General features: G+C 72.1%; 22 protein-coding genes. 17 read left to right on the top strand and 5 right to left on the bottom strand.

The annotated features are described in order from the left end of the window. Together LX83_RS11440 and LX83_RS11445 are read left to right on the top strand one after the other, a co-directional pair. A partial coding sequence (locus LX83_RS11440) for an IS3 family transposase (RefSeq protein WP_253770232.1) occupies positions 1–319 on the top strand: 319 nt, incomplete at its 5' end. Positions 320–411: 92 nt separating this feature from the next. Beyond that, entirely contained in the window at positions 412–648 is a 237-nt protein-coding gene (locus LX83_RS11445) for an acyl-CoA carboxylase subunit epsilon (RefSeq protein WP_253770234.1), read from the top strand. A gap of 234 nt (positions 649–882) precedes the next feature. Here LX83_RS11445 and LX83_RS11455 read toward each other — a convergent pair whose 3' ends face one another. Beyond that, entirely contained in the window at positions 883–1,344 is a 462-nt protein-coding gene (locus LX83_RS11455; protein WP_253770236.1) for a hypothetical protein, read from the bottom strand. 161 nt (positions 1,345–1,505) lie between these two features. On the opposite strand from LX83_RS11455, the gene LX83_RS11460 reads away from it, so the two are divergent. From LX83_RS11460 to LX83_RS11475, 5 genes are all read left to right on the top strand, one after another. Further along, a complete protein-coding gene (locus LX83_RS11460) occupies positions 1,506–2,264 on the top strand; it encodes a helix-turn-helix transcriptional regulator (protein ID WP_253770238.1) in 759 nt (252 codons plus the stop codon). Continuing rightward, positions 2,261–3,982, top strand: coding sequence for a DHA2 family efflux MFS transporter permease subunit (locus tag LX83_RS11465; RefSeq protein WP_308203955.1), 1,722 nt, complete (start codon positions 2,261–2,263; stop codon positions 3,980–3,982). Before LX83_RS11460 ends, LX83_RS11465 begins: the two co-directional genes overlap by 4 nt. A gap of 11 nt (positions 3,983–3,993) precedes the next feature. Further along, entirely contained in the window at positions 3,994–4,650 is a 657-nt protein-coding gene (locus LX83_RS11470) for a Maf family protein (RefSeq protein ID WP_253770240.1), read from the top strand. Between the two features lie 132 nt (positions 4,651–4,782). After that, on the top strand, positions 4,783–4,866 hold the full coding sequence (locus tag LX83_RS38665; protein WP_407649549.1) for a putative leader peptide: 84 nt from the start codon (positions 4,783–4,785) through the stop codon (positions 4,864–4,866). 48 nt (positions 4,867–4,914) lie between these two features. Next, a complete protein-coding gene (locus LX83_RS11475) occupies positions 4,915–6,312 on the top strand; it encodes a dicarboxylate/amino acid:cation symporter (RefSeq protein WP_253770242.1) in 1,398 nt (465 codons plus the stop codon). A 22-nt stretch (positions 6,313–6,334) separates the two neighbouring features. Here the strand turns inward: LX83_RS11475 and LX83_RS11480 are convergent, their stop codons facing one another. Beyond that, positions 6,335–7,051: a hypothetical protein gene (locus LX83_RS11480; protein WP_253770244.1), complete on the bottom strand. Its 717-nt coding sequence runs from the start codon at positions 7,049–7,051 to the stop codon at positions 6,335–6,337. Positions 7,052–7,373: 322 nt separating this feature from the next. Between LX83_RS11480 and LX83_RS11485 the strand changes: the two genes are divergently transcribed. The 8 genes from LX83_RS11485 (at position 7,374) to LX83_RS11520 (ending at position 14,998) form a co-directional block, all read left to right on the top strand. Further along, positions 7,374–9,179 carry an acetyl/propionyl/methylcrotonyl-CoA carboxylase subunit alpha gene (locus LX83_RS11485; RefSeq protein WP_253770246.1) on the top strand — a complete coding sequence of 602 codons (1,806 nt, stop codon included), beginning with the start codon at positions 7,374–7,376 and terminating at the stop codon, positions 9,177–9,179. 87 nt (positions 9,180–9,266) lie between these two features. After that, complete coding sequence (locus LX83_RS11490) at positions 9,267–9,740, top strand: DUF1707 SHOCT-like domain-containing protein (RefSeq protein WP_253770248.1); 474 nt, start codon at positions 9,267–9,269, stop codon at positions 9,738–9,740. Beyond that, positions 9,733–10,110 carry a hypothetical protein gene (locus tag LX83_RS11495; RefSeq protein WP_253770250.1) on the top strand — a complete coding sequence of 126 codons (378 nt, stop codon included), beginning with the start codon at positions 9,733–9,735 and terminating at the stop codon, positions 10,108–10,110. Before LX83_RS11490 ends, LX83_RS11495 begins: the two co-directional genes overlap by 8 nt. A gap of 236 nt (positions 10,111–10,346) precedes the next feature. Beyond that, positions 10,347–10,955, top strand: a complete 609-nt coding sequence (locus LX83_RS11500) for a DUF3558 domain-containing protein (RefSeq protein WP_253770252.1) — start codon at positions 10,347–10,349, stop codon at positions 10,953–10,955. 90 nt (positions 10,956–11,045) lie between these two features. Further along, on the top strand, positions 11,046–11,435 hold the full coding sequence (locus tag LX83_RS11505) for a transcriptional regulator (protein ID WP_253770254.1): 390 nt from the start codon (positions 11,046–11,048) through the stop codon (positions 11,433–11,435). A gap of 94 nt (positions 11,436–11,529) precedes the next feature. After that, on the top strand, positions 11,530–12,963 hold the full coding sequence (locus LX83_RS11510; protein ID WP_253770255.1) for a PPE domain-containing protein: 1,434 nt from the start codon (positions 11,530–11,532) through the stop codon (positions 12,961–12,963). Positions 12,964–13,016: 53 nt separating this feature from the next. Next, a complete protein-coding gene (locus LX83_RS11515) occupies positions 13,017–13,829 on the top strand; it encodes an ESX secretion-associated protein EspG (RefSeq protein ID WP_253770258.1) in 813 nt (270 codons plus the stop codon). A gap of 263 nt (positions 13,830–14,092) precedes the next feature. Beyond that, positions 14,093–14,998 (top strand): endonuclease domain-containing protein, encoded by a 906-nt coding sequence (locus LX83_RS11520; protein ID WP_253770259.1) that lies wholly within the window; start codon positions 14,093–14,095, stop codon positions 14,996–14,998. Positions 14,999–15,565: 567 nt separating this feature from the next. On the opposite strand, the gene LX83_RS11525 is transcribed toward LX83_RS11520, so the two are convergent. Continuing rightward, entirely contained in the window at positions 15,566–16,015 is a 450-nt protein-coding gene (locus tag LX83_RS11525; protein WP_253770261.1) for a gamma-glutamylcyclotransferase family protein, read from the bottom strand. Positions 16,016–16,161: 146 nt separating this feature from the next. On the opposite strand from LX83_RS11525, the gene LX83_RS11530 reads away from it, so the two are divergent. Then, positions 16,162–17,565: an NAD(P)H-quinone dehydrogenase gene (locus LX83_RS11530; RefSeq protein ID WP_253770263.1), complete on the top strand. Its 1,404-nt coding sequence runs from the start codon at positions 16,162–16,164 to the stop codon at positions 17,563–17,565. A gap of 401 nt (positions 17,566–17,966) precedes the next feature. Here the strand turns inward: LX83_RS11530 and LX83_RS11535 are convergent, their stop codons facing one another. Further along, positions 17,967–18,818, bottom strand: coding sequence for an LLM class flavin-dependent oxidoreductase (locus LX83_RS11535; RefSeq protein WP_253770265.1), 852 nt, complete (start codon positions 18,816–18,818; stop codon positions 17,967–17,969). 404 nt (positions 18,819–19,222) lie between these two features. Here LX83_RS11535 and LX83_RS11540 point away from each other — a divergent pair, with 404 nt between their 5' ends. Next, positions 19,223–20,146: a glycoside hydrolase domain-containing protein gene (locus tag LX83_RS11540; RefSeq protein WP_253770267.1), complete on the top strand. Its 924-nt coding sequence runs from the start codon at positions 19,223–19,225 to the stop codon at positions 20,144–20,146. A 246-nt stretch (positions 20,147–20,392) separates the two neighbouring features. On the opposite strand, the gene glpK is transcribed toward LX83_RS11540, so the two are convergent. Further along, positions 20,393–21,898: a glycerol kinase GlpK gene (glpK, locus tag LX83_RS11545; protein ID WP_253770269.1), complete on the bottom strand. Its 1,506-nt coding sequence runs from the start codon at positions 21,896–21,898 to the stop codon at positions 20,393–20,395. Positions 21,899–21,957: the final 59 nt, after the last annotated feature.

Below are 21,957 nucleotides of genomic sequence, written 5' to 3' on the forward strand. Positions count from 1 at the left end.
GCTCGGGCCCGAGCAGAACCCGCTGGTGCACTCCGATCAAGGATTCCAGTACCAGCACAGGTCCTGGCGCGCGCTCCTGGCCGGTGCGGGTCTGACCCAGTCGATGTCGCGCCGAGCCACCTGTCTGGACAACTCCATGGCCGAGAACTTCTTCGGCCACCTCAAGGAAGAACTCTTCCATCATGACCACTTCGACAGCGTCCAGGACTTCACCCACGCCCTCGACGACTACATCGACTGGTACAACACCACCCGCATCTCCACCACGTTGCAGGGCCTGAGCCCGGCCGAATACCGGGCCCAAGCCCTCACCAACTAGCCTTCAATTAGCCAGTCCAACTCCCGGGGAGCAGTTCAGAGGGCGGGGGTGTGCCCCAGGGGTTCGCAGTGAGGTCGGGGAAAGGGAGCCGCATGACCGAGCACAGCGCCGAGACGCCGGCCCGTCCGCTGCTGCGGGTGGTGCGGGGTGCGCCCGACGACGTCGAACTCGCCGCGCTGACCGCAGTCGTCGCCACTCTGGCCGCCGCGCCGGCGCCCGCGTCCGCGCCGCCGGCCACCCTGTCGCTGTGGGCCGACCGGGCCGCGCTGCTCCGCCGGCCGCTCGCCCCCGGCCCCAACGCCTGGCGCGGCTCGGCCCTGCCCCGCTGACCACGGCCAGAGCCGTCCGCCCCCTGACCACGGCCGGAGCCGTCCCCCTGCCAACCACGGCCGGAGCCATCCCCCCACCGACCACGGCCGGAGCCATCCCCCCACCGACCACGGCGGGAGCCGTCCCCCTGCCAACCACGGCGGGAGCCGTCCCCCTGCCAACCACGGCCGCAGTCGTCCCCCCACCGACCACGGCGGGTGCCGTCCCCCTGCCGACGGCACCGGCTACCAGCGCTAGCAGTCCACCCGGCGGCTGCTGATCTCCAGGCCGCTGCTGCCGGTCACCAGCACCTCGCGGCAGCGCACCTCGCCCGGGTGGCCCGGCTGCCCGTCACCGACCACCAGGTGCACCCGCATGAGCAGGCTGCCCTCGACACTGGTGGGCCGGTCCACGCGCACGTCCGTCACGGCGTAGCCCAGCTCGCGCACGGTGTCCGGCACGCCGGAGAGGTCGTTGCGGGCACTGGCCTCGGCGTGCGCGGCGGCCTTGATGTCGGCCATCACCCGGGCCTCGTCCTGGTCGTATGCGGTGGCCACCGGCCAGAACACGGTCCCGTAGCCCACCGGGTCGGCTCTGAGCACCACACCGACCAGGGTCACGGCGACCAGCGCCCCCACCACGCCGAGCGCGAGCCGCAAGCGCCGCCGCCGCGGCCCGCGCGGTGCGCGCGGTTCGACCAGTGCCTTCCGTTCCACGACAAGAGCTTGCCGAATCCGCGGGGGCGCGCCATCGGTAGTTCTACGCGATCCGGCCCGCCACCCCGCCGCGTCCGGCAGGTCTTGACCGGGGATTCCACCACGCCCATATACTCCAGTTGGAACAATTAATCTGGAACAGTCGATGAGGAGCAACGGTGGTGAACACCCCGAGGGGCGCGTTGTCCCCGCTCGCGCTGGCCGTGCTCGAACTGCTGCACGAGGGACCGAGGCACCCCTACGAGATCCAGCAGCAACTGCGGGACCGGGAGGCCGAGCGGTTGACCAAGATGACGGTCGGCTCGCTCTACCACGCGGTGGAGAAGCTGAACCGGACCGGACTGATCGAGGTGGTGGAGACCAGCCGGGAGGGCCGGCGCCCGGAGCGCACCACCTACCGGCTCACCGACGCCGGTCGGGACGCCTTCGCCGAACGGCTGCGCGACATGGTGGGCAAGCCGGCGACCGAGTACCCCGAGTTCGCCATGGCCGTGGCCTACCTGCACACCCTGGACCGCGAGGACGCCCTGCGCCAACTGCGGCGGCGCAGCATCGCGCTGGAGTCGACCCTGGCGGCCAAGCCGGTGATCATCGACCGGCTGACCAAGCAGCGGCTGCACCCGCTGTACTGGGTCAACATCCGCTACAGCGCGGCCCTGGTCGAGGCGGAACTGCGCTTCGTCAACGACCTCATCGCGCAGCTGACCAGCGGCGAAATCAGCTGGCCCGGCGCGGACGAGCCCGGCGGCGAGGGCGGCCTGACCGTGCTGCCCGGTGGCGCGGACCAGCGCGGCACCAACGCCGGCACCGACACCGACACCGACACCGGCACTGACACCGACGCCGACAACGCCAGCGCCCAGGGCCGCCGCCGGGGCGGACGCGGCGGCGCGCGGTCCACCGGCGAGGCCGCCGGGTGAGCGCGCGCCCGGTCAACCCGTGGGCCGCGCTGGTCACGCTGTGCCTCGGCTACTCCATGATCGTGCTGGACAGCACGATCGTGAACGTGGCCGTGCCGGCCATGCTGACCGGCCTGCCGGCCAGTCTCAACGAGGTCATCTGGGTCAACAGCGGCTACCTGCTCGCGTTCGCGGTGCCGCTGCTGGTCGCCGGCCGGCTCGGGGACCGGTTCGGGCCGAGGCGGGTGTTCCTGGTCGGCCTGGCCGTGTTCACCCTGGCCTCGCTGTGGTGCGGCCTGGCCGGCGGGGTGAGTTCGCTGGTGGCCGCGCGGGCGGTGCAGGGGCTGGGCGCGGCCCTGCTGATGCCGCAGACCATGGCGCTGATCACCCACCTGTTCCCGGCCGGTCGGCGGGGCGCGGCCATGGGCGTGTGGGGCTCGGTGATCGGCGTGGCCACCATCTCCGGCCCGCTGCTGGGCGGCCTGCTGGTGCAGACCCTGGGCTGGGAGTGGATCTTCTTCATCAACCTGCCGATCGGCGTGGTCAGCATGGTCCTGACCGTGGTGCTGGTGCCGGACTGGCGGCCCGGCCACGGCCACCGCTTCGACCTGCTGGGCGTGCTGCTCAGCTGCGCCGGCCTGCTCGCGCTGGTGTTCGGTCTGCAGAACGGCCAGCACTACCACTGGTCCACGGTGACCGGCGGCGTCACCATCACCGGGATCATCGTGCTCGGGCTGGTGCTGCTGGTCGGGTTCGTGGTCTGGCAGGCGGTCAACCGGGCCGAGCCGCTGCTGCCGCTGCGGCTGTTCGCCAGCCGGGACTTCTCCCTGGTCAACCTGGCCAACCTGGCCCTGGGCTGCACCATGGGCGGGGTGTTCGTGCCGTTGATGCTCTACCTGCAGTCGGCCCTGGGCTACTCGCCGCTGCTGGCCGGGGTGATCAGCGCGCCCATGTCGCTGGCCCAGGGCCTGGTCGCGCCGTTCGTCGGCCGGCTGGCCGACCGGCTGGGCGGCAGGTTCCTGGCAGCCGGGGGCTTCCTGCTGTTCGCCGCCGGCCTGGCCGTGCTGGCCTGGCAGGTGGACGTGGCCACCAACCCGGTCACCCTGGTGCCCGCCATGCTGGTCTGCGGGGTGGGCATGGCCGGGGTGTTCTCCCCGCTGGCCACCATGGCCACCACCGGCCTCGACCCCCGCCTGGTCGGTGCCGGCTCCGGGGTGTTCAACACCTCCCGCCAGGTCGGCAGCGTGCTGGGCAGCGCCGCCGTCGGGGTGCTGCTGCAGGCCAGGCTGTCGGTGTCAGTGCCGGACGCGATCGGCCGCGCGGCCGCGGCGCTGCCCGAGTCGGCGCGCGACGCGTTCGTCAGCGGTGTCGGCCAGGCCGCGGCCTCGGCCGGGGAGTTCACCGCGCCGCACGTGCCCGACCTGCCCGGGCTGCCGGCGGAGTGGGCCGGCCAGGCGGCCCGGCTGGCCGAGACCGCGCTGCACGCGGGCCTGACCAGCGCGGCCAAGGCCACCCTGGTGCTGCCGGTGGGGGTGCTGGTGCTGGGCGCGCTGTGCTGCCTCGGCCTGCGCGGTCGGCGTGGTGGCCGACGCGGCGACCAGCCCGCTCCAGCGGTGGCCGGGCCTGAGGCGGCCCTGTCCGAGGCGACCCCGTCCGCGGCGGCGCCAGACACTGGGGCGCCAGGCACTGGGGCGGCACGGGCCACCGGGGTGGCGCGGGCGTCCTCGGGTGAGGCCTAAGCTGCCTGCTCGTGCGTTTGATCCTGGCCTCCGCTTCCCCCGCCCGCCTCGCTGTGCTGCGCGCGGCCGGGGTAGCACCGATCGTGCGGGTCTCCGGCGTCGACGAGGACGCGGTGGCCGCCACCCTGACCGATCCCGAGCCGGCGACCCTGGTCAGCGCGCTGGCCACGGCCAAGGCCAGGGTGGTGGCCGAGGAGATCAGTGCCGAGCACCCGGACGCGGTGGTGGTCGGCTGCGACTCCATGCTGGCCATCGAGGGCCCGGACGGCCGCGAGGTGGTGGGCAAGCCGGGCACCGTCGACCGGGCCCGGGCCCGCTGGCAGGGCATGGCCGGCCGGTCCGGCGAACTGGTCACCGGGCACGCGGTGCTGCGCCTGCGCGGTGGCGCGCTCGTCCAGGAGACCAGTGGCACGGAGAGCACCGTGGTCCACTTCGCCCGGCCCGACGAGCGGGAACTGGCCGCCTACCTGGCCTCGGGCGAGCCGCTGGCGGTGGCCGGCGGCTTCACCCTGGACGGGCTGGGCGGCTGGTTCGTCGACTCGGTGACGGGTGTGCCGTCCAGCGTGATCGGCATCAGCCTGCCGCTGACCCGCCGGCTGCTGGCCGAGGTGGGGGTGAGCGTGGTCGACCTGTGGCAGGCGGCCGGCACCGCCCCGGCGGCGGACTGAGCGGCGGACCGAGGCGACCGCGGCTGGTCGCGGACTGCCGGCGAACGGCCGATTGTGCTGCGACGTGACTGTGAACACACTGTGTGACAGCAGGGAAGAAGCAGTCACTCGAAACGGTTAATCGGCTTCGGCATGGCAGAGCTGAACCAGTGGCATTTCACCGAACGCCTGCACGTCGACCTGCGACGTCAGGCGAGTTCGATCTGTCCGAACTGAGCACGTTTCCGTCACCCTCGGTAACTACTCGCCCGTTCGGAGTGCCCCATGTCGGTTGTCCGCAGCTTCACCAAGCCCAAGTTCTTCGGCCTGACCGTGCTGGTCGCCCTGGTCCTCGGCGCGTTACTCGGCCTGCTGGCCAGACAGGCGCAACAGCAGTGGCTGACCAGCACCCTGCACACCATCGGCAGCGTGTTCACCAGCCTGCTGCAGTTCGCGGTGATCCCGCTGGTCTTCACGGCCATCGTGGTCGGCATCACCAGCCTGCGGGACCTGGGCGGCTCCCGGAAGGCGGCCCGGCTCGGCGGCAAGACCGTGCTGTGGTTCGCCATCACCTCGCTGATCGCGGTGCTCATCGGCATCGCCGTCGGCCTGGTGCTGCACCCGGGCAGCGGCGTGCGGATCACCCCGTCCCAGGCCACCGTGGACAAGCTCAGCGCCCGCACCCAGGGCTCGTGGGGCGCGCTGGTCGAGGGCGTGGTCCCGGACAACCTGTTCAGCGCGTTCGCCGACGGCAACGTGCTCCAGGTGGTGTTCGTCGCGCTGCTGGTCGGGCTGGCCGCCTACGCCCTCGGCCCGAAGGCCGCGCCGTTCGTCGCGGTCAACCGGGCCGTGTTCGACGTGGTGCAGAAGGTCCTGAGCTGGGTGATCCTGCTGGCCCCGATCGGCGTGCTCGGCCTGATCGGCAACGCCTTCGCCACCTACGGCAACGGCTTCGTCCGGCCGCTGCTGTCCCTGATCGTCGCGGTCTACCTGGGCACCCTGCTGGTGCTGCTGGTGGTCTACCCGGTGCTGCTGCGGTTCGTCGGTAGGGTCAGCCCGCTGCGGTTCTTCGCCAAGGCGTGGACCGCGCTGCAGTTCGCGTTCGTGTCCCGGTCCTCCTCGGCCACCCTGCCGCTGTCCCGGCAGACCGCGGTCAACCTCGGCGTGGACCGCGCCTACGCCGGTTTCGCCGTGCCGCTGGGCACCACCACCAAGATGGACGGGTGCGCCGCGGTGTACCCGGCGGTGGCCACGATCTTCATCGCCAACCTGTTCGGCGTCGAGCTGAGCGTGTGGCAGTACGTGGTGATCGTGCTGGTCGCGGTGTTCGGCGCGCTGGCCACCGCCGGCACCACCGGCTGGTTCACCATGCTGACGCTGACCCTGGGCGCGGTGAACCTGCCGCCGGAGACCATCGCGCTGGGCGTGGCCGTGGTCTACGGCATCGACCCGATCCTGGACATGATGCGCACCGCCACCAACGTGGCCGGGCAGATCGTGGTGCCGGTGCTGGTCTCGCGCAGCGAGGGCCTGCTCGACGACGCCGTGCTCAACGCGCCCAGCGCCCCGCCGCTGCTGGGCGGGGACACCGACGGCGCCGACACCGGGGACCGGGCCGACGTCACCGGGGATCGGTCCGAGGCCGGGACGCGCGCGACCGAACCGGTCGGCGCCAAGGCCTGAGCCGGTCAGCTGTACCCCCGTGTCAGGTGACGCAGGGGTACAGCTGCCCCATCTCCGGCGCCGGGTTGGGCCAGCCCGCGAGCTGCTCCACCCCGGTGACCGTGGCCGTGCACCCGATGTTGTCGCCGGTCGCCTCGAACACCCACAGGAACACCCGCTGGCAGCCGGTCAGCTCGGCCGAGTCGCAGTCGTACTGCACCGACACCACGTCGGCCACGCCGTCCCGGTTCACGTCGGCAAGACCGAGGTAGGAGCCGGCCGAGTAGTAGGGGACGTCGATCCTGCTCCACGCCCCGTCCTTGGCCAGCAGCACCTCGCCGACGCTGCCGCCGGACGGGCTCGTCCCGCGCACCAGGCACACCGCGCTCACCCCGGTGGCGCACTGCAGCGAGTTGGCGGTCAACTGGGCGCCGAGCTGGGTGATGGTCGCCTCGAACACGCTGGGCGCGCCGGCCCCGCTGACCCGCACCCGGCCGATCCGGCCGGCTGGGTCGCTGAGCAGTTCCACGCTCTCCTGCCCGACCTGCTGGGTGGCCACCGACTGGCACGCCTGGCTGCCGCACTGCAGGCCGGCGCCGGTGGCCGGGGTCGATGCGCCGGTGACCGGGCCGCCGTCCTCGTCGGTCTCGCCGGCCGGGCGCAGCGTGGCCGCGGCCACCAGCGCCCCCACCGTGATCACCGCCGCCAGCCAGGCCAGCACCACCACCGAACGCGGTGTCCGCCCGCCTCCGCCTGTCACCGTTCCCCTCCTCCCGCCGGCTCTGCCCGGCTGCCCCTGCGCGGGTGGCGGCGCTGCCCGCGTCGCCGCCGGTGCCGAGTCTGCCTGGACGAGTGTGTCGATCACCCATCAGGGCGTGACCGTGCTCTCGGTTCACGCTCCCAGGGGACTCCGTAAACTCCGCTGGGGCAGACTTTGCTGACGGGAAACCCCACCGGGGGATTCCGCAGCGGGGACTCCACGCCGGGGCACTCCAACCTGGGGCACTCCGGACCGGGCGCCCTCGCTGGCCCACACCGCGCTCGCCGGCAGGCGAGTACGTGCCGCAACAAGGAGGTAGGGCGTGCCGCAGCCGGCCACCAACCAGGACAGGGCGACGTTGCGCAAGGTACTCGTCGCCAACCGGGGCGAGATCGCGGTCCGGGTGGTCCGGGCCTGCCGGGACGCCGGTCTGACCAGCGTCGCCGTGTATGCCGACCCCGACAGGGACGCGCCGTTCGTGCGCATGGCCGACGAGGCGTTCGCGCTGAACGGGGCCACCGCCGCCGACACCTACCTGTCCATCGACAAGCTGCTCGACGTGGCGGCCAGGGCCGGCGCGGACGCGGTGCACCCCGGCTACGGCTTCCTGTCCGAGAACGCCGACTTCGCCCAGGCGGTCATCGACGCCGGGCTGACCTGGATCGGCCCCACCCCGCAGGCCATCCGCGACCTCGGGGACAAGGTGACCGCGCGGCACATCGCCATGAAGGCGGGCGCGCCGCTGGTGCCCGGCACCAAGGAGCCGGTGTCCGGGCCGGAGGAGATCATCGCCTTCGCCGAGGAGCACGGCCTGCCCGTGGCCATCAAGGCCGCGTTCGGCGGCGGCGGCCGCGGCCTGAAGGTGGCCAGGACCGTCGAGGAGATCCCCGAGCTGTTCGACAGCGCGGTGCGCGAGGCCGTGGCCGCGTTCGGCCGGGGCGAGTGCTTCGTGGAGCGCTACCTGGACCGGCCCCGGCACGTCGAGGCGCAGGTGCTCGCCGACCAGCACGGCAACGTGGTCGTGGTCGGCACCCGGGACTGCTCGCTGCAGCGCCGGCACCAGAAGCTGGTCGAGGAGGCGCCCGCCCCGTTCCTGTCCGACGAGCAGCGCCGCACCATCCACCGGGCCGCCAGGGCGATCTGCGCCGAGGCCGGCTACCACGGCGCCGGCACGGTGGAGTTCCTCGTCGGCACCGACGGCACCATCTCCTTCCTGGAGGTCAACACCCGGTTGCAGGTCGAGCACCCGGTCAGCGAGGAGACCACCGGCCTTGACCTGGTGCGCGAGCAGTTCCGCATCGCCGCGGGCGAGCCGCTGCGCTTCACCGAGGACCCCGAGCCGCGCGGCCACTCCATCGAGTTCCGCATCAACGGCGAGGACGCCGGCCGCAACTTCCTGCCCGCGCCGGGCACGGTCACCACGTTCGTGGCGCCGGCCGGCCCGGGCGTGCGAGTGGACGCGGGCGTGGAGTCGGGCAGCGTGATCGGCGGCCAGTTCGACTCGCTGCTGGCCAAGCTGATCGTCACCGGTGAGAACCGGACCCAGGCGCTGGAGCGGGCGCGCCGCGCCCTGGACGAGATGGTGGTCGAGGGCATGGCCACGGTGCTGCCCTTCCACCGCGCCATCGTGCGCGACCCGGCGTTCACCGGCACCTCCGCCGAGGAGTTCGCCGTGCACACCCGGTGGATCGAGACCGAGTTCGACAACACGATCCCGCCGTTCTCCGACGGCGCCGAGGCCGGCGCGGAGCCGGCCAGGCAGACCGTGGTGGTCGAGGTCGGCGGCCGGCGGCTGGAGGTGTCGCTGCCCGCCGAGTTCGCGGTCGCCCCGACCGGCGGCCGCGGCGCGGCCGGCGCGACCAGGGCCAAGCCGCGCGGCCGGGCCGGCGGCAAGGGCACCGCCACGGCCTCGGGTGACGCCGTGGCCGCCCCCATGCAGGGCACCATCGTCAAGGTCGCGGTCGAGGACGGCCAGCAGGTCGAGGTCGGCGACCTGGTGGTGGTGCTGGAGGCGATGAAGATGGAGAACCCGGTGACCGCGCACAAGGCCGGCACCGTGACCGGGTTGACCGCGGCCACCGGCGCGACGGTCAGCCAGGGCACGGTGATCTGCGAGATCAAGGACTGACCCCCGACCGGCCGGATCGGGTCGCGCTGGCCGTGGTCGCCGCCGCGACCCGGGCCGGTGGCGCGGCCCGGCCCGTACCATCGCATCGTGAGTGATGTGCCGTCGCCGCACACCCGGATCGGTGACCAGGAGCGCGAGCACGCCGTCCAGGCGCTGGGTGAGCACCTGAGCGCCGGGCGGCTCACCGTCGACGAGTACGGGGAGCGCTCGGCCAGCGCGGCCGTGGCGCGCACCCGGGGTGACCTGCTGTCGCTGTTCGCGGACCTGCCCGAGCCGCGCCCGCACTTCGCGGTGCCGCCGGCCACGTCGGCGGCCGCGCGCCCGGTCCGCGCCCGCTCCCCCCTGCCGGTGCTGCCGCTGGTCGCGGGCGCGGTGCTGGTGATCGTCGCGCTCGCGGTGCTCAGGCTCCCGGTCCCGCTGATCGTGCTGGCCGTCGTGCTGGTCAGCGTGGCCGGCCGGAACTTCGGCTCGGGCGCCACCCGCCACCGCGGTCGCCGGGGCCGAGGCCGCCGCGACGGCCGGGGCCGGGGCAGCACGTCCGGGGGTGGAACCGATGACTGAGGCCGACGCCCTGCCCGCAACCGCCGCACTCGCGGACAGCCCGGTCGCGGACAACGCCGTCGTGGACAGCCCGGTCGCGGACAACGCCGTCGCGGACAACGGCGTCGCGGACAGCCCGGTCGGGGACACCGTCCTGCTGGTGCTGTCCGATCGGGACGACGCCCGGCAGGTGGCCGAGGACCTGGTGGCGCGCGGCTGGCGGCCCGGCACCGTCCACCGCGACATGCTGGCCGGCGAGGACGACGCCGAGGACGTCGACTGGGTGGTGGAGCTGGCCACCGCGCCGGACGGCCGGCCGGCGTCGGCGTTGCGGTCCTGGTTGGACGAACTGGCCGACCGGTACGACGGCTTCACCAGCGACCTGTCCTGATCGCAAGATCGGGTGACTTGGCCGGGAACGGCCGATCCACGCGCGTGTCGCCGGACCGGTTGGTTCGCGACGCCACCCGGGGGCCGGTCCACGCGTTCGGCTGTGACAGGGGGTGAGCCCGGTTCGCCAGTGGTGCCGAATGGTCCAGACCGCTGACCGCAATGGGTGGTCGCCGGTTCTCCACCGCAGTCGGCGACGCGATTACCAGGCGACTTGGCTTCGCTACCGTACGCGGCATGCGCAACCACCGGCGAAGCGTCACCGGTACGGCGGCCCTGCTGTTCCCCGCCATGGTCCTGCTGCTCGGTTGCAGCACGTCCACCGCGACCACGGCGCAGCAGTCCGAGTCCATGGCGCCGGCCACCCCGACCACCACGCCGCGCCCGTCCCTGCCGCCCCGGCCCAGCGACATCCCGCTGGACCGACTCGACCCGTGCAAGATCCTCACCAAGGACCAGCGCGTCACCCTCAACCTGGACGGCCAGCCGGCCGGCTACGTGGACAGCAGCCTCGGCGAGGCCAAGGCCTGCACGATCCGCGGCACCGGCAGCGGCAACGTCGCCCGGCTGGCGCTGGTCACCGTGCAGGGCGTGGATGTCTGGCTGGACGAGAACGCCCAGGTGGACGCGCGGGAGGCGATGGTGGGCGAGTACCCCGCGCTGGTGGTCCGCACCCCGGGGATGGAGACCGCGTGCAACGTCGAAGTGGACGTTGCCGAGGGCCAGTTCCTCGACGTGCTGTTCCGCGACGGCGGCAATGCCACGCCCACGCCACGTGATCAGCTCTGTCTCGGCGCGCAGCGCGTCGCCGAGGCCGCAGTGTCAAGTCTCACCACCAAAAAATGACCCACACGGGCGGATGTCACGCTAACCACTCCCCCTCGTCACGGTCGGTGGCTAGAGTGTCGAGCGGCGTTCGTCCTCGGGAGGTCAGTCATGCCCTTTCAGACTCCCAGCGGTATTGGTGGAACCGGTCAGGTTCCCGATTCGACCGGCACTCGTTCGCAGAGCCTGCGGGTCGATCCCACCGCCATTCCCAACCTGCGCAAGACCTTTTCGTCGGCTCTGACCAAACTCGACAAGGAGATCGAGTTGGCCATCACCGAGATCAGGGTCCGACCGTGGGCGGGCGACCCGGTCAGCTCCGAGGCGGCCGAGCGGTTCAACGAGCGCTCGATCGACTCGGGTGACTCCGCCCTGTCCGCCCTGGAGGGCTACCAGCGGCAGCTCAAGTCCGCCATGGACGCGCTCACCGAGGTCGAGTACCAGTACCGCACCGTCGAGGGTGACAACACCGGCACGTTCAACAAGCAGGGCGGCTGCTGATCCCCGCTCGTGACGTGCTCGCCGGTGTGCACCGTTGTTCCGGCGGGAGCCGAAACCCAGCCCGTAATCGCCCGTAGTCGAAGGGGCAACCACTATGACCGGCGGACACCGTTGGCGCGGATACACGCACGAGGAGCTGTACGAGCAGCTGCACGCCGGGCCTGGTCCGTCGGCCTCGCACATCTCCACAGAGCGGTGGAACCGGATGTCGTCCACGCTGGCCGAGATCACCGCCGAACTGCAGGCCGGGGTGGCCAGCGCGGGAGCGACCTGGGAGGGCGCGGCGGCCGACGCCGCCACCGCCGGGATCACCCCGCTGGCCCGGTGGGCCGAGGACGCCCAGGCCGGTGCCAACGTCATGCGCACGTCCACCGAGCTGCAGGCCGACTTCGTGAGCAAGGCCAGGGCGGACATGCCGCCGCCGGTGGCGGTCACCGCTGAGCAGCCCGGCTCGCTGACCAGCATGGTCACCCACCTGTTCGGCGGGCAGACCGACTACGAGCGGCAGGAGGCGGCGCGCAACGCGGCCGAGGAGCGGGCCTTCGAGGTCATGCAGACCTACGAGTCCAGCACCACGTCCAATGTGGCCACGCTCGGCCAGTTCCAGCCGCCGCCCGAGGTGGTGGTCAAGTCCGCGCCCACGCCAGCGCCGAGCACCGAGTCCGCTCCGCTGCCCGGCCCGGTCCTGCACGTGCCGTCCCCACTGGACCGGCAGTCCTCCGCCGGCAACCGGCGCGGCGGCCTGGGCACCAGCGGCCCGGACCGGGCGGTGGCGCCCGGCGTGAAGCACCCGGCCGCGTCCGTGCGCAGCGCCCGACCCGGCCCGACCGGGCCCGGCGGCCCGGCCCGACCCACTGGCCAGCCCACCGGTCAGCCCGGTGGCCAGCCGAGCCAGCCCAGCGGCGCCAGCCAGGGCGGCACCGGCGGCAGCACCGCCCCGTCGCTGAGCGAGCCGGCCGAGTCGGCGTCGGGCCGCGGCGGAGCCGGTTCGCCGCAACAGCAGGTCAACATCCCCAGCCAGGGGCGGGGCCCGTTCAGCGGGATCCTCAGCCGGCTGGCTGGTGAGCCGCTGCCCACGCCGGCACACGCGCCGGCACCGCCCGCACCGGCCGACGCGGCGAACCCCAGGCCGGAGCCGGCGCCCGCGCCCGCGCCCGAACCCGCCACCGCCCCGGCACCGGCGCCCCCGGCCGCACCGGTCTCGGACGCCACCGCCACGAGTTCGGCGGCACCGTCCATTCCGACCCAGGTGTCGGCCGTGGTCGTGCACCACACCGATCGGGTCGGTCCTGATTCCGGAAACCAGTACTCGGCGAGTACCTTCGGTCCGCAGGCAGGCAACCAGCGCCGTCCGCACGGGACGGGCCCCGGTGCGGGGCGCGACCCGTTCGGCCTGTTCGGCGCCAGGGGGCGCTACCGCGAGGAGGAGGACGCCGAGCACGTCGGGCTGGACTTCCTCGTGGAGACCGAAGACGTCTTCGGCGGTGGCGACCGGGTTTCCTCGCCGGTGATAGGCGGGAGCCTGTGACCGGCGGCCGTGGCCGGATCAGTGAGCAGTGACCAGAAAGAGCCATTCCAGCGATGACAGTGTTCGGTTTGGACCTCGGCCTCAGCGACGTTCGGGAGCCGGTCACCATTTCGGCTCTTGAGTTCGACGTGCTGTGGGAGCACCTGCGGCTGGACGTGATGCCGCTGGTGTTGAAGGTTCCCTCGCCGGGCAAGACCCACCAGGAACGCGCCGAGCTGACCAGGCGGGTGTGGGCTGATCTGGAACGCCGCGGGCTGGGCCGGCCGGTGTCGCTGGACCCGGTGCTGGAAGACCTGCTGCACCTGCTCAACCGGCCGCAGCAGGAGGTGGACGGCCGGGTCTGGCTGGGGCGCAGCATCCGGGTGTTAGCCGCCGCCAAGGGCCAGTCCGCGGTGCTCGCGGTGTTGGACAACGACCAGCTCACCCTGCGCCCCGCCTCCAGCGAGGGCCTGCCCCGCGAGGCGCTGTCCGTGCTGCCCTCGGCGCCCGCCGGCACCGGGCACTCGGTCACCCTGCCCAGCGCCGACCTGGACGCCGCCGCGGCCACCGCGACCACCCCCGAGGAACTGGAGACGGCGCTGCGCGGCCGTGGCGTGCGCGAGGACGACGCCCGCACGCTGGCCAGGATGATCGAGGACGCCGGCAACCGAGGCCAGTTCGGCGCGGCCGCCCGCGACCGGTACGGCCGCCGGGTGCGGGCGGACCGGGTGGTGTCGTTCTTCGACACGCCCCGGGGCCGGTATGTGCAGATGCGGCGCGCCAACGCCGGTACCGAGCCGTGGAGCACCATGTCCCCGGTTGATCTGCGCCGCCTCGACCAGCACCTCTCCGAACTTCTCGCCGACGCCGTGCGCGCCACCACCTGACCATTCCGCGAGTCGACTTTGCAAACCCCGCGAGTTGACTTTTCACGCAGGCCCAAATGGGTGAGCCCGTCGCCGCGCGCCTTCTGTCACACCCCACACAACCAGCCACAACAGCAATTTTCCGACATGCCGCCACAATCGGCACACCCTTTGTCAAGGCAGTCACCCATGTGAGTTATGGAGTTATCCACAGGCACGCGCGTTATCCACAGGAAAAACAATGCTGCTGTTGTCGGATGCCGTGATTGCGCATCCTCGATGGCATGACGACGCTTCCCGATGGTTTTCACGGCGCCCACCGACGTGACGAAATCGAGGCACTGCTCGGCCGGCACGCGATTCGCAAGGCCGTTGAGGAGGGCCGGCTGGTGGCCTTTTCCCGCATTGTCCTGGTGGACCGACGACGACTGCTGGACCTGCCCACCCGGGCGGCCGCAGCCCTGCTGCACGCCGGCCCCAGAGCCGTGCTGACCAGCCACACCGCCGCCCTGTTGTACGGCTGTTCGGCGGCGGACCCCGGCTCCATCCACGTCATGGTCGGCTACGACCAGCACCTCCCGTCCCGACCAGGGCTGACCGTGCACTACGGCCAGTACCAGGAGAGCGACGTGGTGGAGCTGTCCGAACTCCGGGTGCTCGGCCTGGACGCGGTGATCGCGCAACTGCTGTGCACGACCTCCCGATCAACCGCGTTGGCCTGTGCCGACCAGGCCCTGGGTTCGGTCGCGCCGCACCTGCGGGGCGAGTTGCGCGCCGAGATCGACCACCAGCTCACCGTTCGCGCGGATCCTCGTGGCCGCCGCCGGGGGCGGTTCCTGCTCGACCTGGCCACCGGCCTGCCCGAGTCGCCGTGGGAGAGCCGGCTGCTGCTCAAGGTGGTGGACGAGGGCTTTCCCGTGCCCACACCGCAACACGAGGTGCGCGACCTCAACGGGCGCACGCTGTACCGGCTGGACTTCGCCTGGCCAGCGGTTCGGATCGCCCTGGAGTACGACGGGTATGCCGCGCACGCCGGCCGGCAGGAGCGGGATCGGGCGCGCGACGCCGATCTGGGGCGGCGCGGGTGGACCGTGATCCGGGTGACCCACGAGGACCTGCGCAACCCGACGTGGTTGTTCGAACGGCTGCGCATGGCCTTCGCCGGGCAGTGGGGGGTGGTGGCGGCATGAGCACCGCGGTGCTGTCGCGCCCCGGCGGTGCGCCCCAACCCGCTGGTTTTCGTGCCAGCGTGGACGGACCGGCCGAGTGCGCAGGGGCGGCCCTCGGGCGACGGGCTTCGAGTTGGGCGCTGGTATCCCGCTGCCTGGCTCGGGCGCGATCCCGAGTGGCTGCTCGGGCCCGGTGCGGGGCGGATCGGGGCTCAGGCTCGGCCCGCGGCGATCCGTCACCTGCTCAGGGCGGGTTCGGGCGGTTCAGGATCGGGTTGGGGTCGATCTGAGGCGGCCGGGGCGCGCTGGCCGTGGACCCGGTCGGATTCGAGTCCGGTCCAGGTGGGACGGACCAGGTCGGGGTTCGGGGCTCGGTCCAGCAGGGACGGCGCGGGGCGGGTCGTTCTGGCCCCGGGTCGTTCTGGCCCCGGGCCGGGTTGGTCCGGGCTGCGTCGGATTGGGTTGGGCTGCGCCGGGTTGGGCTGCGCCCGGTTGGGTTGGACTGCGTCGGGGTGGACTGCGCTGGGCTGGGTTACGCCGGGTTGGCGCGAACCGGGCCGGGTGGGGTTCGGCGTGGGGTCGGGCGGATCACGAGCCGATGCTGCGACACGGTCGGGTGCGCAGGTCGGCGACGTAGTCGTCGGGGGCGCCGGCGGCTTCGGCGGCATCGGCGACGACCCCGAGGTAGCGGGCCGACGGCAGGCCACCCTCGTAGGCGTCCAGCACGTACAGCCAGGCGACCACAGAGCCCTCCAGGGTCTGCACCCGCAACTTGATCTTCTTGTACAGCCCGAGCGCGCCTTCCCAGCGGTCCAGCCGCGACTCGTCGGCCGGGCTCACGTCGTAGAGGACCGTGAAGACCTGTGAGGTCGGGTCCTCGACAATCGTGGCCAACGCGCCTTCCCAACCCAGGTCCTCACCACCGAAGGTCAGGCGCCAGCCGTCGAGCCAGCCGGTTCCCGCCATCGGCGAGAACGGGGCTCGCTCCATCATTTGGCCCGGATCCATATTGGACCCGTACGCGGCGTAGAGCGGCACGAGGACAGGGTAGCGACCGGGTGAACGGCCGTCCGGCCACGCCTGGGCGTTGGGGCGCGGCTGTGCCACCGAGCAGGGCGAAAACTGGAACGCGTACGGTTGGCGCGCGGGCACCGTCGGGACCGCGAGCACAGGAGGAGGATGTGGTGACCCGGATCGTGATCATGGGCGGCGGCCCAGCGGGATGGGAGTCGGCACTGGTCGCGGCCCAGCACGGCGCTGACGTGACGATCGTGGAACGCGACGGGATCGGTGGAGCGTGCGTGCTCTACGACTGCGTGCCCTCGAAGACGTTCATCGCGTCGGCGGGCGCTCGGTCGGCCTTTCACCGCTCCGGTGAGTTGGGCATCCGCACCGACACCTCGGACGCGTCGGTTGACCTCTCCGTGGTGCACAGCCGGGTGAAGGGCTTGGCCCTGGCCCAGTCGGCCGACACCAGGGCGCGGCTGGAGCGGGCCGGCGTCCGGCTGATCACCGGCCACGCCAGGTTCTGCGACGAGTCTCCCGGGCTGGCCCAGCACCGCATCTCGGTGACCACACCCGACGGTGGCCATGAGACGTTGCCCGCCGACGTGGTGCTCATCGCCACCGGCGCCACACCCCGGGTCGTGCCCGGTGCGGAGCCGGACGGCGAGCGCATCCTGAACTGGCGGCAGATCTACGACCTGCCCGAGCTGCCCTCCCACCTGGTGGTGATCGGTTCCGGGGTGACCGGCGCCGAGTTCGCCTCGGCGTACACGGAGATGGGCGTGAAGGTCACCGTGGTGTCCAGCCGGGACCGGGTGCTGCCGCACGAGGACGCGGACGCGGCCGCGGTGCTGGAGGACGTGTTCGCCGAGCGCGGCACGACCGTGGTCAAGTACGGCCGGGCCGAGCGGGTCGAGCGGCTGCCCGACGGCGTGCTGGTGCGTCTGCAGGACGGCCGCACCATCGAGGCCAGCCACGCCCTGATGACGGTCGGCTCGGTGCCCAACACCGCCGACATCGGCCTGGAGACCGTGGGCATCGAGACCGGTCCTGGCGGGTTCATCCCGGTCGACCGGGTGTCCAGGACATCGGTGTCCGGGGTGTACGCGGCGGGCGACTGCACCGGCGTGCTGATGCTCGCCTCGGTCGCCGGCATGCAGGGCCGGATCGCCATGTGGCACGCGCTCGGCGAGGGCGTGAACCCGATCCGGCTGAAGACCGTGGCCTCCAACGTGTTCACCAACCCCGAGATCGCCAACGTGGGGATCAGCCAGCAGGCCATCGACTCCGGGGAGGTGCCGGCGCGGACGATCATGCTGCCGCTGGCCACCAATGCCCGGTCCAAGATGGAGGGGCTGCGGCGCGGCTTTGTGAAGCTGTTCTGCCGCCCGGCCACCGGTGTGGTCATCGGCGGTGTGGTGGTGGCGCCCACGGCGAGTGAGCTGATCCTGCCGATCGCCCTGGCCGTGCAGAACCAGCTCACCGTCGAGCACTTGGCGCACACGTTCTCGGTGTACCCGTCGCTGTCCGGCACGATCACCGAGGCCGGCCGGCAGCTGATGCGCCACGACGACCTGGACTGACCCGCTCAACCCCAACCTCGGTGCCGACACGCGCGCCAGCGGTCGGGCCGGGCCTTGAGCGGATCGGCCCGGCCCGGCCGTGGGCACAACGCCCCGGTCGGGCTGTGTGCGGTGAGCGGGGAGAGGAGGAGCAGGGCGCGCCAACGAGCTGGGTGCGGCCCGTGCGGGGTCCAGCCCGAGGTTGACTCAGCCCGAGGTTGACTCAGCTCGTGGTGGGGTCAGCCCCTGCTTGGTCCACCCCCTGCTTGGTCCAGCCGCTGGTTGGTCCACCCCTGGTGGCTTCAGCCCTGGTGGGTTCAGCTCGTGGTTGGTCCACCCCTGGGTTCAGCCCCTGGTTGGTCCACCCCTGGTGGGTCCATCTCTGGTGGGGTCAGCTCGTGGTGGGGTCAGCCCCTGGCGGGTCAGAACACCACGTCGGCTAGTCGGTCGACCTGGTCCGGGTCGGCGGACCAGCAGTAGAGCATCACCTCGTCCGCGCCGATGTCGGTGAAGCCGGTGATCGCGGCACGCACCTGCTCGGGTGTGGTGAGCATGGCGTCGGCCACCTGGTCGGGGTTGTCGAAGAACTGGTAGTAGGCCCGGATGTTCTTCCGGGCCTCGTCGACCACGGTGTCCGGGCCGAGGACGGCGTTGGCCTGGGCGACCAGGCGCGGCCGGCCGCTGCGCCCGTGTTCCTGCCAGGAGCGCTCAACCGCGCGGAACAGCCCGTCCATCCCCTCCGGTGGCGCGCCAGCGCCGAGGAAGCCGTCACCCCACCTGGCCACCCGCTCGACGGTCGCGGCGACGAAGCCGCCGAACAGCACCTCGGGACCACCGGACCGGGCCGGGGCGGGGCCGATCGGCCCGACGTTCTCGGCGTGGGGTTCGCCGGCCCAGATCCGCCGCAGCTGCGCCATCTGCTCGTCGAGCCGGCGCCCGCGCTGGCGGGGGTCGACGCCAGCGGCGTGGAAGTCGTCATCGCGTGCGCCAACGCCGATGCCCAGGGTGAACCGGCCGCCGGACAGCCGGTCGAGGGTGGCGGCCTGCTTGGCCAGCAGGGCGGTCTCGCGCACGGGCGCGATCAGGACTTCGGTCTGCACCCGGATGCGCGTGGTGGCTCCGACGATCGCCCCCAGGGCGACCAGGGGTTCGGGGTTGTCGTAGACGAGCCGGTCGAGCAGCGCGAGCGTGCTGAACCGGCTCGCGTCGGCGCGCCGCGCCCAGGTGACCAGCGCGGTGGGATCAGCGGTGGGAAGGCCAAGGCCGATCTTCATGGCGGATGCACTCCTCAGCAGGTGGCACGGGCCGCTCCGGCGCACCGCGAGACCTGCCTGGCTCAGCTCGTCCTCTGCTCGCGGAGCGTGGTCAACCCGCTGTTCTGGGTAGTCATTCCGGTCCGTTCCATCATCGCGCTGATCAGCCGAAGTGACACCGGTCGGACAGCGGATGGCAGCGGTGAGCCGGTGCGCTGGGTGCACGCCGGTCGGCCGAGTGTCCACGCGCACCGCCACACGGCCGAGTCGGGCGCGACCAGACGACGCAGAAGCGCACTGTGGGTAGTTGTGCGCAGTGCCCGTTCAGGGGTGGTACCTGCCTACCAATGGCGGTACATCCCGGCCCGAAAAGATTGAAAGGCTCGCGTAGGTCGGAGGCAACGACACAACTGACGAGGTGACCAGTGAAGGGACTCGACTACTCCACCGGTCCGCCCTCGGCCGCCGCGGTCCGAGCCGCGGGTTACGAGTTCGTGGTCCGGTACGTCTCCAGGCCCGGCAACCCCAAGAACATCACGGCTCGCGAGTTCGCCGACATGACCAACAACGGGGTGGCCGTGGCGCTGGTGTTCGAGACCACGGCCAACCGGGCGCTGTCCGGCTACGCCGGCGGACAGGCCGACGCGCAATCAGCAGCGGACCAGGCGGCCGGGGTGGGCATGCCCGGCAGCCGACCGATCTACTTCGCCGTGGACTTCGACGCCCAGCCCAACCAGTTCGGGACGATCGACGACTACCTGCGCGGCGCCGCGTCCGTGGTCGGCATCGACCGCGTCGGGGTGTACGGCAGCTTCTCGGTGGTCGGGCACTGCCTGGACGTGGGCACGGCCCGCTACGCCTGGCAGACCGCGGCCTGGTCCGGTGGCCAGGCCGACCTGCGGGCCCACCTGTTCCAACGCAGGGGCACCGTGTACGTCGGCGGGATCGCCTGCGACGTCAACGACTCCAACGCCAGCGACTTCGGCCAGTGGCCATACGAGGAGGATGACATGCCCCTGTCCGATGAGGACGTGAACCGGATCGCCGACGCGTCCGCGCGCGCCCTGCTCAACTTCAACTGCGGCATCCCCGAGTACCTGCGCCGGCCCGGTGACGGCGAGACCGCGCGCTTCGAGGACCTGACGCTGCACACCAACCGCGGCGTGTTCACCGTCTACGACATGGTGGTCGCCTACCGGACGGCGTTCGAACAGTTGGCGGACGCGGTCGCCAAGGACAAGGAGATCGACGCGGCAGCCATCAAGCAGGCGGTGACCGACGCGATCAAGGAGAACGTCCTCCAGGTGGACCTGGCGATCCGCGGCAAGCAGGACGAAGCCACACAGTAGGCCACCGCAGGGCCACGGCAGGGTCACCGCTGGGCCCCGCACGGGCACCACCGGCCATCGCGCGCCGCCGCACGGGACGGGACCGCCGGCGCGCCAGCGCACCAGCCACCCCGCGGCTACCCCCGGCGACACGCCGCGGCGGCCCCTGATCGGGCTCGTTGATCAGGGGCCGCCGCGGGTCAGCGTGGGGTCACCGGGTCCTGGTCGGCCGGCCGGCGGCCGGGAGCCGACCGGCCGCCGCGGATCTCAGTCGACCCAGTCGAGCGTCTTGGTGACCGCCTTCTTCCACATGCGGTACTGCTCCTGCCGGGTTTCCTCGGCCATCTGCGGGTCCCACTGCTTGTCCTGCGCCCAGTTGCGCCGGATGTCCTCCTCACCCGACCAGAACCCGGTGGCCAGGCCGGCCGCGTAGGCCGCACCCAGCGAGGTGGTCTCGCTGACCACCGGCCGGATCACCGGCACGCCCAGGATGTCGGCCTGGAACTGCATGAGCAGTTCGTTGACGACCATGCCGCCGTCGACCTTGAGCGTCTTCAGCGGCACCCCGGAGTCGGCGTTCATGGCCTCGATGACCTCGCGGGACTGGAACGCGGTGGCCTCCAGCACGGCCCGGCACAGGTGCCCCTTGTTCACGAACCTGGTCAGGCCGAGGATCGCGCCGCGCGCGTCCGACCGCCAGTAGGGCGCGAACAGCCCGGAGAAGGCGGGCACGAAGTAGCAGCCGCCGTTGTCCTCCACGGTGCGCGCGTGCTTCTCGATCTCGGCGGCCGTGGTGATCATGCCGAGGTTGTCGCGCAGCCACTGCACCAGCGAACCGGTGACCGCGATGGAGCCCTCCAGCGCGTACACCGGGGCGTTGTCACCGATCTTGTAGCAGACCGTGGTGAGCAGCCCGTTCTCGCTCATCACCTTGTCGGTGCCGGTGTTGAGCAGCACGAAGTTGCCGGTGCCGTAGGTGTTCTTGGCCTCGCCCGGGCTCAGGCAGGCCTGACCGAACATGGCGGCCTGCTGGTCACCGAGGATGCCGGCGATCGGCACCCCGGCCAGGCTGCCCCGCTCCCGGGTGTGGCCGTACACCTCGGAGGAGGACCGGATCTCCGGCAGCATGGACAGCGGGATGCCCATGTCGGCGCAGATGTCCTCGTCCCAGCTCAGCGTGTCGAGGTCCATCAGCAGGGTGCGGGAGGCGTTGGTGGGGTCGGTGATGTGCAGCCCGCCCTCGGGGCCGCCGGTCATGTTCCAGATCACCCAGGTGTCCATGGTGCCGAACAGCAGCTCGCCGGCCTCGGCCCTGGCGCGGGCGCCCTCGACGTTGTCCAGGATCCAGCGCACCTTCGGCCCGGAGAAGTAGGTGGCCAGCGGCAGGCCGGTGCGGTCGCGGTAGCGCTCCTGCCCGCCGCCGAGCTGGCCCAGCTCCTGGCAGATCTGGTCGGTGCGGGTGTCCTGCCAGACGATCGCGTTGTAGATCGGCTGGCCGGTGGCGCGGTCCCACACCACCGCGGTCTCCCGCTGGTTGGTGATGCCCACCGCCACGATGTCGCGCACGTGCAGGTCGGCCTTGGCCAGCGCGCCCGCGGTCACCTCCCGGGTGTTGCGCCAGATCTCCAGGGCGTCGTGCTCGACCCACCCCGCCCTGGGGAAGATCTGCTCGTGTTCCATCTGGTCCGCCGCGACGGCGTGGCCGGAGTGGTCGAAGATCATGCACCGGGTGGAGGTGGTGCCCTGGTCGATCGCGGCCACGTACTGGGTCATGCTGCTCTGTCCTCTCTGCTGGGCTGGCGGCTGGCGCCACGGTTCGGGCTGGTGCTCTC

This window comes from Goodfellowiella coeruleoviolacea, from assembly GCF_024171785.1.
GTDB lineage: Bacteria > Actinomycetota > Actinomycetes > Mycobacteriales > Pseudonocardiaceae > Goodfellowiella > Goodfellowiella coeruleoviolacea.